We start from the raw sequence: 11,670 nt of genomic DNA, 5'->3' as shown, positions 1-11,670 counted from the left end.
TTTGTTTCCCATAATGGGTATGACCATTCTTCTTCGTTGTTACACTACCACAATGACTACAGTTCATTTTACCTTTTTTATGACAAAGATAAATAAAGCATTACATTTTTAGGACTACCGTAAAATGAAATAGTAGAAGGGAAAAATGGAAAACGTGTAGATACTCTACAAAACAGATACTACATTAGTGATATATCAATTAAAGAAACAGCTTATCGTTATTTAGAATTGATTAGCAAAGGATAGAAATTATTTTGCCTTTTTTATCGAAAAAAGTAAGTTGGTATTTTACACTATTTTCTATAAACTATTAGCCTACCAATGTAAAAAATATTTATATATTTGTATATTCTAAATGCTTAAAAAACAGCAACATGATATTAGCTATAATTAAGCTTGCAATCAAAGTTATGCAAGGTATTGATAGGGATAGATTTTCTTGTTCACACTGTCATCAGCCGAATGGTCAGCATATCGGAATCTGTATAAAGTGTAGCAAAAATGTATGTAATAATTGTGGTACATATATTTCATCTGAGCAAGAGAATATCCATTTCTCTCAATGGTGCTATAACACATCGAATCAAAATACTTCATCGAAAGAAAACAAGTTTGAATTTTAGATATGAGTCAGGAAAAAGAGCATTTAGATCAGCCTGATGAAGGATTGGAAATCCTCAAGAAGTGGATTGCCCAGAGTGAAGAAAGGCGTTCTAATATGGCAGCCGAATACATACCTGTTGGTGAAAATAATTTTATCGAGTCATCGATTTTTGTAGGAAAAGATCATGTGGATAAACGTGCCATTATGGCATCAATACATGAATTCATTCATAATTCGATTAATTATGGTACTCCCTATGGAAGTATCCTTATTATACTTGCAGGTTTAAATACTAAAAAAGAATTACGAGAATATTACGAGCCTATCCTTAAACGGCTTCATTATGAAGCGGAGTTAGCACACGAAGTATATGCTACATGGAGTAGTGTTATCAGAACTCTACACATCTATCCTACAGTAACAATTGATGAGTTACTTAATTACGATAGAAGCTATATTGGTTATTTTAAGATTGGAGAATATATTACAAAAGAAATTCCAGGATATTTTTATTTAAAATCTTCTATATTACATGCATGTATAGGGTTTTGCTTTTCAAGTGATAAAATTGGACAAAAGGTAGATTTAGACCTTCGGTCATTTAATTTCTCAGGTCTTGAATCTTTGGATTTTCCAAACGAGCGCCTTACTAGGCTAATAAGTGATTTTTCACCAGAATTTTTTCGCGATACTGTAAAAGAATATCTTATTGAAAGAATTGACACTCCTGAATATATTATTATCAAAAAGGATATGTCTAACGAGTATGTTGGAGATCTTTCTGATTATCCAGGTACTCTAGAAGAATATTGTAAGTTATCAACTTATATCTATGGCCTTTTACAGCAATACTTCAACAAACTCGGTACTACTTCATATTCTTTTGATGTAAGATATACAACGCCTCTTAACTGGGTTGAACAAGCGAATTTTCTGATTGGCGACAAGTATTTTAAAACTTCACCGTTTAATTCGTTTGGTGCAATTGACCGAGACATTTTAAAGCAATTTGAGAAAGAAACAACGATTCTGAATGAAAAGCTTGAAAAATGCCTTATCGAACTCCCAAGTCATATTCATTCAGATTTGAAAGCCCAGATTCTTAATGGTGACAATGAAACAAATATTTGGGCAAAGGATTGGGATTTGTTAATTATGGCTAGACATTCCTTATTTTTAGAGCAGCAGTTTGATTATTATCGTCAAGGTGACCTCGAATGGTTAAAACAACAAAAGTCTCCTATCGTTTTTTTAAGTACACGAATTTACCTGAATGAGGAAAAAATAAACTTGATTATTCCATTTTCAAGCCCAAAAGAGGCTGATTGGTTTTTAACACCGACTGTTGTAAAAGTAATGCCACGATGTGCGTGTGTGTTTGAGCATATCATTGCGGAGAAAGTGTTTTGGGAAATATGGTATGAATATTTATGTGAAGAGTGTGAAAATCTAATCTTTTTTAATGATGTTTCTTTGTTATCCTTTTTAGAACAAATTCAATCTATCGAAATAGAAACTATAAAATATTGTACAACCGAGATGCAAGTATATGGCACTATCTGCCGCCCTTTGATATTTCATGTAGTTGAAAAATACCAAAGACCTTATCTGATGATATATCCAAGCAATCCTATGCATACTGAACTAAATATAAGCTACATAAAACGTCATTTTCCTACTTTTGTTTATGAAACAGATGATAATTATGAGAATTTTCTTAATAAAAATAGTTTAGGTTCGCTTGTTTTGTGTGTGTTTAGACAAGTATTTAGTGAACATAGCTTGACCCCTAAATTTTATTTAATAAAAGAACAGATATAGAAAATGGAACAAGATGAGCTTATAGAAATTAATGAGAAAATACTGCTTGAACAGTGGAGTGCTATATTTCCTAATCTGTCAGATATATCATTAATGGCAGCAGAACACAATTTTATAGCTAATTTTAAATCAGCAGTTGCGGAAGAAGAAAAAATAGTTTTAAACTTGAATTCGAGAGGTTGGAAAATTCACTTGAGACGTGCATTATTTAAGAGTACACTATCTACATCGCTCACAGTTGCAATATTATCTCTCACAGATTTTCTACAGTTGACGACTACAATAGTTTCAATGATTGTACCAATCATTTTTGATATTGAGGCAATAGAAATTACACGTCGAGAAGAAGAAATATATCTAAGCTTGCCGTTACACAGGAAAAGAAAAAAATTTATGACTACAGATGAGTGGTATGATAGTCTACCCACTAGTATTAAGGAAGAAATCAAGCCTTTGGCTTTCATTGAGTTCATGGAAAAGTTAGTAGCAGCAGGTTTGGCTAAAAGTAAGGAAGGTAAATATTTAGTGTTAAAGAAAGGAAAAGAGGTATTTAAATTCAATATTTGTTAATACAAGGTCTTTGGGGTAATATAATAGTTCAAGACAATATAACTTTATTATAGAATTAAATGATGAGAGCCTTCTTTACTTGAGGTAACAGCCTACTGTTATAATACCCATTCAAGCAATATGAGTTGTAAGAGCTTTTATTGAGTCAAACATAACAATGGTGTGACTTAATTATTATACTTTAGGCAAGTAATGAATATTTGATGAAAGGTGGAATTGTAATATAGGTTCTAATTATCTTCGATATCTTAAAATTACTTTTGCGTGATTTACTACTTTACTACACAAAAGTAATTTTTACCTACTATCTACAAAATCTGCCCAGTCTTGCATCATCTGGATTCTCTGAGGCATAAATTGTGCTCTATCATAAGCTTGGTCAACCCTGTTTGATGGAAGATGAGCAAGCTGTCTATCAATTACTTCATGCCTATAGTCGAAATTTTCCTTGATAGTACTCATAGCTAAGGCTCTAAAGCCATGACCAGTCATGCGACCCTTGTAGCCCATAGATTCAAGAGCTTTCAGAATGGTGTTGTTACTTATCGGCTTTTTAGAATTGATAATACTTGGAAGAATGTATTGCCTTGTGGGGAACATATTCTTTAAATCTTGCAAAATCTCAATAACCTGTCTGGAAAGAGGAACTTCGTGTTGTCGTCGCATCTTCATTCTTTCAGGTGGAATAGTCCAGATTTTACGGTCAAAATCAAATTCATCCCAAGTAGCTTCAATCAGTTCTTTTGTCCTAACAAAGGTTAGCATTAGCAAACGTATTGCGAGGACAGTTTGACGGTATAGTCGGGCGTTATTTGAATTTAATGCTTTTAAGAAATCTGGAATTTCTTCTGGAGATATGCAGGCATAATGACCAGATTTATGCCTTTTCAAAGCCCCACGAAGGTCAGGCGTAACATCTCTTTCCGCCCGTCCAGTGATTACTGCATACCTCAATACTTGCCCAATAATATGCAAGACTCGTTTGGTAAGGTCATAGGCATTTCGGTCTTCGATTTTATGCAAGCAATGAATAATATCTTGAACCGTTATCGTTGATATGCGTTTATGCCCAAAACAGGGAAAGACATTCATTTGCAATCTGTAAAGAATAGTTCTTCCGTAAGCCTTCGTCCATGTATCAAGTTTGCGATTGTGCCATTCTTCCGCAACAATTTGGAATGTCTGTGCATTGTGAAAGATGACTAAACGCTTTTGTTCAGCCTTTATCTCAGAAGGATTCTTGCCTTCTGCAATCACTGATTTTAGCTCATCACGTTTTTCACGGGCTTTAACTAAATTGATGCTTGGATAGTTGCCAATGGTGTAAAGGCGTTCATTCCCGAGGAAGTAGTATTTGAGTCTCCATATTTTCTTACCAGTAGGTCTGACATCAAGGAATAATCCTTCCGTATCAGATAATTTGAAGGGCTTTTGTTTAGGGGTAGCGTGACGAATGGCTAAGTCTGAAAGAGACATCTTTTACTCCTTGGTAGCTTGGCTACTGGGGTAAGATTATTATGGGTAATAAAATCTTACCCCAAATCTTACCCTAAAACCAATAATTGCGGTTTAGGTCAATGTACCAATAGTAAGGATAAAGTGTGTTTTTTCATCGACTTGATTAAGGTGGGATAATACCCGTAAATCAAGCATTGGCGGAGACAGGGGGATTCAAAAAGAAGGGTTATCCCGTTGCCAATATGAAGAAAAAATGTCTTTAGTTTTTTCCCTTACCACTGTTTGTTATCCACACTCTCAAGAATTAGAAATGTGGATTATTCATTATTATCCTAAGTTCACTAGAATGTCAAATCTCATTCCAGTGAATTGAAAGGGTACTTGTCAAAATTTCTGTGGAAGAAAAGGGGTAGTATTGAAATAAAATGTCCAGTTTTTTAATTAAAAAACTGGACATTTGTGCTGGAGGTATAAGAAAATGAAAGTAACAAGTTACATAGGCAATAAAATTGCTAGATTTCCTAATGGCTATGTTTTTAGCTATAACGATTTTGTGCAGGAAACAAGTAAGACAGAAGCTATTATCAAGGCTCTGAACCGAATGGCAAACGCTGGTAAAATAGAGAAATTGTCAAAGGGGAGATATTATAAACCAGAAGCCACTGTATTCGGAAATTTACAGCCTGCTCAATATCAAATTGTCAAAGACTTGCTGGAGGAGGATGGAAAAGTTATTGGGTATCTAACAGGTTTTAGTATCTATAATCAGTTAGGGCTAACTACTCAGGTAAGTAATATAATTCAAATTGGTCGAAATGATGTTCGTCCAATGTTTAAAAGAGAACGTTATAATATCTCTTTCATGAGGCAGAAAAATATTATTACGAAATCCAATATTCCCTTGCTTCAAATATTAGATGCTATTCGTTATATAAAGAAAATACCCGATGCTTCTACTAAGGAATCCATCAAACGATTATTATCTATTGTGAAAGATTTATCTGACACAAACAAAAAAAACATGGTAAATCTTGCTTTGAAATATCCACCAGCAACCAAAAGCTTATTGGGGGCTATGCTTGAAGAAGTAGGAACCTTTACTCTGATTGAACCTTTGCGAAAAACATTAAATCCGATTACCTCTTACAAATTTTCTGGAGTTGATAAAGTGCTTTCAACAACTGCTAAATGGAATATCAAATGAAGTTAAGTTTCATTGGATGTTCCAGTTGGGTGCTGTTGGTAAAATGTTCGTACTAATGCCCAGCTTATAAGAGGAAAGGGGGTTAAGTGATTTTCTTAGAAGCTCAATATTGGTCTTTATGCACATTGCTTCAAAAATTGCACCAAGCAAGGCTCTTACTCGTGAAGGATAAGCTAAGGCATATTCTACCATACCCTGAGTCTGTTTTTCATTGAGTTGTTTAATTCTCGTCTGAAAAATTCTAACGGCTAAGGTAACATCAACATCGGGGATTTGCTTTAAATCTTTGATGGCATCAAGAAAGCCTAAAATCTGATAGTTCTCTTCGGTGACATCAACATAGCTTTTGGCAGGACTCGCCTTTACCGAAAATGTTTTGATGGTAATGCTCTTATCTCGACTGGCAATTCTGATGGTTGATGGAATTTGTGTGGTCAAGCCCAGTTGGTTGTAAAGATAAGTACCTGTAATATAGGCTACTCTCTTCCCTTCATAATACAAATATGGTTTGAGTATCTGCTCTTCGCTTGGTTTTTTTTCACCAAAAATGGTCATTTGGGGTTTGAAGAATTTTCCTTTAGAGATTTTCTTGATAACTCCTTTTTTTTGTAGGCGTTCCAAAGCTTTTGCAGCAGTGGTATAATCCTGTTGATTGATATTCAATTCCTTATACCCAAAGAGAATGTCTTCAGGGAATTGATTTATCTGTTGGGATATTTGCTTTGAAATAGTCATCATGGAGTAAATATAGCATGATTAGGATTAAATGTCAAGTTTTATGTGTGAAAAACTTGACATTTTGTGTCTTTTAAGAAATAACCTTTTAATTCTTATTAACATGAGAATTAAAAGGTCAACCCTGTAGTAATGTTAATGCTATTTCATATGTCATTGATTCTATTTTTCAATGTTTCCCAAGTTTATCATTCATTAATCAATCTTCGATTGTATTGACTCCTCAGAATGAATTCCTTTATCAATCCGTCAGTATCAGAAACGTTCTGATATTTCTGATGCTGATTATTTTTTCATTAGAAGGGAAGTTGAATGCCAAATAAACCAATCCCAATTCTTGAGCCATTACTCGACCGAAAAGCAGCAGCCAATTATCTACGAGTGACCGTCGGGACATTAGCCGTTTGGGATTGCACCAAACGCTATGACCTTCAACCGCTCAAAGTAGGCAGGTCAGTTAGATACCGTCTTTCAGCATTGAATGAATTCATTGAACGACAGCTTAGTCGTTAAAGGGCGGATAAGAAAAGTTCTACGAAAACTCTTCTTACCCTAGCTCAATACCACTGTTCTCTTAGAGGGTCACAATGAATATAGAACTAGCTAAACATATACCTATTTCCGAAATACTGTGCAAGCTTAATGTTTTACCCAAGAAAGTCAGTAAGAAAGAATATTGCTATTTATCCCCTCTTAGAATTGAAAAAACGCCCAGCTTCTTTGTGAATATTGAACATAACCTTTGGTTTGACCACGGTCTGGGGATTGGAGGTGATTTGATTTCTTTTGGTCGCTATTATCTGGAAAGCAGGAATGAAGACCATACCACTTCTGATGCTCTTCGATGGATTAAAAACATATATCTATACACTACTGATATTTCTTTCATCACTGAATTGCAAGCAGAGAAGAATCAGGAGGAAGATTCTTCTCTTATTCTAAAATCCAAAAAATCAATCAACCATTTAGGGCTAATCCACTATCTTGAGAAAAGAGGTATTCCTCTAAATCTGGCAAAGCAATTTCTCAAAGAACTTCATGTTCAAAACAAGCGAACGAACAAGAGCTTTTATGCTTTGGGTTTTCCTAATGAAGAAGGTGGCTTTGAACTTAGGAATCCCTTTTTCAAAGGTTGCTTGAAACCCAAAGCGATTTCTTTTATCCGTGGCACAACTCCCAAACCAGAAGGCATCCATCTTTTTGAAGGATTCATGGATTACTTATCGGTTGTCTCACAACTCAATGGCAAGAAAATCAAAGGTGATACCATCATCCTGAATTCTTTGTCCTGCATAAAACAGGCTTTGCCCTACATCCAGAATTACGGTTATCGCTTTTACTATACATGGTTTGATAACGACAATGCCGGCACGAAAGGGAGTGAAGTGCTTGCTGATTTTCTCAAATCAGAGTCTTCACTCAAACAAGTCAAAATGAATAAAGTTTACCAAGCTCACAAGGACGTAAATGCTTGGCACATGAAAACTCTTGGATTGTAGGTGCAGGGCATGAATGACAAAAAAGAAATGCTTCAACTTTTCAAAGTAGCTGAAATAGAATTGGTGTATCGAAGCAAAATTAAAGCAAAAGATAGAACCGTAATCACTCATTCATTCGATGCTTATGAAATCCTTAGAAAGACTTGGGACGATAACAAGATAGAACTATTGGAACAGTTCAAAATATTGCTACTTGATAGGAAAAACGCCTGTTTGGGAATCAATGAAATTTCAAGTGGTGGGACAGACTCTTGTCTGATTGACCCCAAGTTGATTTTTATGACAGCTTTGAAAGCAAATGCCTCTGCGATTGTTCTTGCACACAACCATCCTTCTGGGAGTTTGAGAGAAAGCCAAGCCGATATTGACCTGACAAAGAAAATTATGCAGGCAGGGGACTTTTTAGGAATAAGAGTCCTTGACCACCTCATTATCACGGCTGATGGATATACTTCTTTTGAGGATAAAGCCCTCATGCCACGCTGAGCTTTTTTCATTAAACTGATTGCCTTTGGGTATTTCTCCGTTTTTTCCTGATTGGTTTTGATATTCATTATCAATTCTTCGTGATGAAAGTAAGGATTTAAGGACGGAGATTTACCTGAAGCACTCATTCCACCAACAATAATTTTCGCCTGCTTCGCATTCCCCGCCCAACCAAAATTCTTGCTGGTTCATTCGTTTTCACTTCAGGTTTGTCAATCCCCGTCATCCTTACTCACGGAGAATTGAAAATGAATGCTTCAACAAGAAAACCAAACAGAAAACCTTCAAAACGCTTATCAAAGGAGGCTAAATTGACTAATGAAACCCCAGCTCATAATGATATTTACACCCGAGTGACCAATAAAATTCTATCAGATTTAGAAAAAGGCAATTTGACATGGCGTAAACCGTGGAACTCAGAGCATCTTGCTGGACAAATTACCCGTCCGCTTCGCTGGAATAACATTCCTTATACTGGTATCAATACGCTCATGCTTTGGGGAACTTCAGCAGAAAAAGGCTATGTTTATCCGCACTGGATGACCTTCAAGCAAGCAATTGATATGAAAGCAACGATACGAAAAGGAGAGAAGGGGACTCAGGTTGTCTATGCCGACAATATTTTCAAAGAAGAGGAAACAGAAGGTGAATCCAAAGTCACTAAAATACCTTTTCTGAAATCCTACACTGTCTTCAACGTCGCCCAGATAGAGGGCTTGCCAGAAGTATTCTATCAAATTCCAGAGCCTGTCATCACTAATCCTCAGCAGCGTATTGAAGAGCTTGAATGCTTCTTTGCACAGACCAAAGCCGATATTTATACAGGTAAAAAGGCTTCCTACAATCAGAGTTTGGACAATATTCAAATGCCACCGTTTGAAAGTTTTATTGATGCTCCCAGCTATTATGCGACTTTAGCACATGAGCTTACACACTGGACGAAACATCCAAAACGTTTAAATCGTGATTTGGGGCGCAAACATCATGCTGATGAAGGCTATGCGAAAGAAGAACTTGTGGCTGAATTGGGAGCGTGTTTTCTGGCAGCAGATTTAGGTTTTGAACCCATGCCAGAAGAAGAACATTCAGCTTATATTCAGTCATGGCTGAAAGTTCTGAAAGACGACAAGCGATTTATCTTCTCAGCGGCATCCCATGCACAAAAGGCTGTTGAATACATTCATAGTTTGCAAACTCAGGAAAAACTTGTTCCTTCTTGAGGGGGCAATTTAGAGTTTAGCGTTTGATTAGTCTATCAAATCACCAATTTCTTTTGTCAGTTGAATGATTGATAGAAGCATAGCTTCTTGTGGTGATAAAAGGTGAAAGTATAGTATATACTTAGTGGTCTTACCGAATAATAAATAAAAAATAACAATAATAAAAAAAATGCTAAATTGTAATTGTAAAACTGTTCTAAATTATAAGATAAATGTCTTTACTTAAAACAAGCCTAAGCACACACCTTTTTCTATTCCCTTTTCGATGGGACATTATTAATGTCGATAAATCTTTTCAAGGGTCATCTTATGGAGAAAGAACTCTACTTTCTGGATTGGATGAAGGCTTTTCATTTGAAAAATTGCTACTATCAAATCCGTATTGGAAGAGAAGCCCTTTTGATTCCAGTGAAAATTACTTAGCCTATAATCAATATCATTACTTTTATGAGTTTGTAAGAACTGCGTTGTTTGATAACGAAGAATATCTAGACTCAGGCAGCCCAATGATTAGAACATTCACTTATGGGCAAAATGAAAAGCTGAGATACAAAATATCTGTTCATCATGAAGAAGGAATAAAAGTATATGATTTGGGAATAGATAAGATACAGCTCAACGCCTATGATGTGGGTGTAGGAATACTATCATTTCATCTGAGTTCTGATGAAGAGACATTAAAGCTTTGTGATAAATTTGACTCATCTGATGTTTTATTAATTAATGATTTTGGTAGGAGACTTTATCCTCAATTCTTGAGTGACGGCTTTAATATCAATAAAACACAGGAAGAATTTCTTTCAAAAAGTATTCATATTGAAGGAAGTACATTCAATATAAAAAGTGATTTCATAAATGATTATCAAAATAAACCTGACTACCTGCCACAGCATATTATAGATATCTTAGGAAAGAATATTTTTACAAACAATTTTGAAATTAATTCAATTGCATCCATCCCGACTATTAAAATACATCCACTCATAGATGATAGAATGTTTGTGTTATCATGGCTTGGAGATGATGCTGAAATAAAGGCTGTTCAAACGTATAATAAAGAAAGTATTTATTATCCCACTTTCGATTTTTGGCAAAAATTCGTTTTCATAGATGGCAAAGATATTACTTGTCCTGACTTTACTTTTGCTCAAGGACTATTATCAAAAGTAACTTATACACGCTGGTTGCCCTATTCTACGCTTTTTGGCATATCAAGATATTCTTTTGTTATTCTAACTTCTATCAGCGAGTTTAGCACCGATATTATAAAACCTCAATTAGGGAGTTTATATTTTCAAATGGTTCAGCTCATCTTGTTGCAAAGAGCTTCCTTGCTTAGGTTTTCAAGTGAACTTACCAGAATTACTCACAAAATAGAGATTTATGAAAGAGAGGGTAGCAATAAATTTGAAAAAATTGCTGATGATGTGAGAATACTGTATAAAAACTATATTTTATTCCGTAACCAGCTTTATTTCAGAGAGGTAACGGCGCAAGAGCAGGGCATAGAGTTGTACAATATGATGCAAGAAACCATGCGGATTGAAACACAGATAAAGGAGTTAGATGCTGAAATTGAAGAACTACACAGATACGTAAAGATGGTCAATGATGAGTTTAGTAGTGAATATCTTAGTCGTTTGGATAAGATGGCAGGAGCTTTTGGCGTATTCTCTTTGCTCATGTCATATTTTAGTTATGGACTTTTAAACTTTCCTAAGTATGATTTATCTATATCTGAAACCTTCATTGTATTTATCCTCATTGCAGTCACACTGTTGGTGGTAGTTGGTTATTTTCACCCTAAATGGTTAGATGCTTATGGGAAATATGCGAAACATAAAAAAACTGTAAGCAGGGTGCTTGGTTTGCTAGGACTAAGTTTTCTATTTGTCCCTTTATTATTGAAACTCAACCTCGACCTAAAGCCAGAGAAGTCCTCTATTGATTCCCTAAAGCATTCAGAAGAAATCAATCGCTTGAAAATTGATAGTCTAAGATTAGAAATCAAAAAACTTATTCTTGCAAATAAGCCTTTAGCCAAACCTAATAATGACTCTAAAAATAAATAAC

General features: G+C 35.1%; 10 protein-coding genes. 8 read left to right on the top strand and 2 right to left on the bottom strand.

Annotated features, from left to right (window positions below; translation table 11 throughout):
* Positions 1-625 precede the first annotated feature (625 nt).
* Both VB264_RS21275 and VB264_RS21270 read left to right on the top strand, forming a co-directional pair.
* Positions 626-2,425: a hypothetical protein gene (locus tag VB264_RS21275; protein WP_323252774.1), complete on the top strand. Its 1,800-nt coding sequence runs from the start codon at positions 626-628 to the stop codon at positions 2,423-2,425.
* A gap of 3 nt (positions 2,426-2,428) precedes the next feature.
* Positions 2,429-2,995 carry a hypothetical protein gene (locus VB264_RS21270; RefSeq protein ID WP_323252772.1) on the top strand — a complete coding sequence of 189 codons (567 nt, stop codon included), beginning with the start codon at positions 2,429-2,431 and terminating at the stop codon, positions 2,993-2,995.
* A 297-nt stretch (positions 2,996-3,292) separates the two neighbouring features.
* Here VB264_RS21270 and VB264_RS21265 read toward each other — a convergent pair whose 3' ends face one another.
* Positions 3,293-4,471: a tyrosine-type recombinase/integrase gene (locus VB264_RS21265; RefSeq protein ID WP_323252770.1), complete on the bottom strand. Its 1,179-nt coding sequence runs from the start codon at positions 4,469-4,471 to the stop codon at positions 3,293-3,295.
* A gap of 460 nt (positions 4,472-4,931) precedes the next feature.
* On the opposite strand from VB264_RS21265, the gene VB264_RS21260 reads away from it, so the two are divergent.
* Positions 4,932-5,657 carry a type IV toxin-antitoxin system AbiEi family antitoxin domain-containing protein gene (locus VB264_RS21260; RefSeq protein WP_323252768.1) on the top strand — a complete coding sequence of 242 codons (726 nt, stop codon included), beginning with the start codon at positions 4,932-4,934 and terminating at the stop codon, positions 5,655-5,657.
* A gap of 9 nt (positions 5,658-5,666) precedes the next feature.
* Here the strand turns inward: VB264_RS21260 and VB264_RS21255 are convergent, their stop codons facing one another.
* On the bottom strand, positions 5,667-6,395 hold the full coding sequence (locus VB264_RS21255) for a DUF6088 family protein (RefSeq protein WP_323252766.1): 729 nt from the start codon (positions 6,393-6,395) through the stop codon (positions 5,667-5,669).
* A 309-nt stretch (positions 6,396-6,704) separates the two neighbouring features.
* On the opposite strand from VB264_RS21255, the gene VB264_RS21250 reads away from it, so the two are divergent.
* From VB264_RS21250 to VB264_RS21230, 5 genes are all read left to right on the top strand, one after another.
* The gene (locus VB264_RS21250; RefSeq protein ID WP_323252763.1) at positions 6,705-6,905 is read left to right on the top strand and encodes a helix-turn-helix domain-containing protein; all 201 of its coding nucleotides are present in this window, start codon (positions 6,705-6,707) and stop codon (positions 6,903-6,905) included.
* Between the two features lie 74 nt (positions 6,906-6,979).
* Positions 6,980-7,891, top strand: a complete 912-nt coding sequence (locus VB264_RS21245) for a toprim domain-containing protein (RefSeq protein WP_323252761.1) — start codon at positions 6,980-6,982, stop codon at positions 7,889-7,891.
* Positions 7,892-7,918: 27 nt separating this feature from the next.
* A complete protein-coding gene (locus VB264_RS21240) occupies positions 7,919-8,377 on the top strand; it encodes a JAB domain-containing protein (RefSeq protein WP_323252759.1) in 459 nt (152 codons plus the stop codon).
* A gap of 209 nt (positions 8,378-8,586) precedes the next feature.
* Entirely contained in the window at positions 8,587-9,597 is a 1,011-nt protein-coding gene (locus tag VB264_RS21235; protein ID WP_323252757.1) for an ArdC family protein, read from the top strand.
* Positions 9,598-9,809: 212 nt separating this feature from the next.
* Complete coding sequence (locus VB264_RS21230) at positions 9,810-11,669, top strand: hypothetical protein (protein ID WP_323252755.1); 1,860 nt, start codon at positions 9,810-9,812, stop codon at positions 11,667-11,669.
* The last annotated feature ends 1 nt before the right edge of the window (position 11,670 follow it).

This window comes from Arcicella aquatica, from assembly GCF_034928825.1.
Taxonomy (GTDB): Bacteria; Bacteroidota; Bacteroidia; order Cytophagales; family Spirosomataceae; genus Arcicella; species Arcicella aquatica.
This window is presented reverse-complemented; position numbering and strand designations above follow the sequence as displayed.

Excerpts from the sequence above, each read along its gene's own strand:
- VB264_RS21230 (WP_323252755.1), top strand. The coding sequence starts at position 9,810 with ATGTCTTTACTTAAAACAAGCCTAAGCACACACCTTTTTCTATTCCCT.
- VB264_RS21265 (WP_323252770.1), bottom strand. The coding sequence starts at position 4,471 with ATGTCTCTTTCAGACTTAGCCATTCGTCACGCTACCCCTAAACAAAAG.
- VB264_RS21255 (WP_323252766.1), bottom strand. The coding sequence starts at position 6,395 with ATGATGACTATTTCAAAGCAAATATCCCAACAGATAAATCAATTCCCT.
- VB264_RS21240 (WP_323252759.1), top strand. The coding sequence starts at position 7,919 with ATGCTTCAACTTTTCAAAGTAGCTGAAATAGAATTGGTGTATCGAAGC.
- VB264_RS21245 (WP_323252761.1), top strand. The coding sequence starts at position 6,980 with ATGAATATAGAACTAGCTAAACATATACCTATTTCCGAAATACTGTGC.
- VB264_RS21275 (WP_323252774.1), top strand. The coding sequence starts at position 626 with ATGAGTCAGGAAAAAGAGCATTTAGATCAGCCTGATGAAGGATTGGAA.
- VB264_RS21250 (WP_323252763.1), top strand. The coding sequence starts at position 6,705 with ATGCCAAATAAACCAATCCCAATTCTTGAGCCATTACTCGACCGAAAA.
- VB264_RS21270 (WP_323252772.1), top strand. The coding sequence starts at position 2,429 with ATGGAACAAGATGAGCTTATAGAAATTAATGAGAAAATACTGCTTGAA.
- VB264_RS21260 (WP_323252768.1), top strand. The coding sequence starts at position 4,932 with ATGAAAGTAACAAGTTACATAGGCAATAAAATTGCTAGATTTCCTAAT.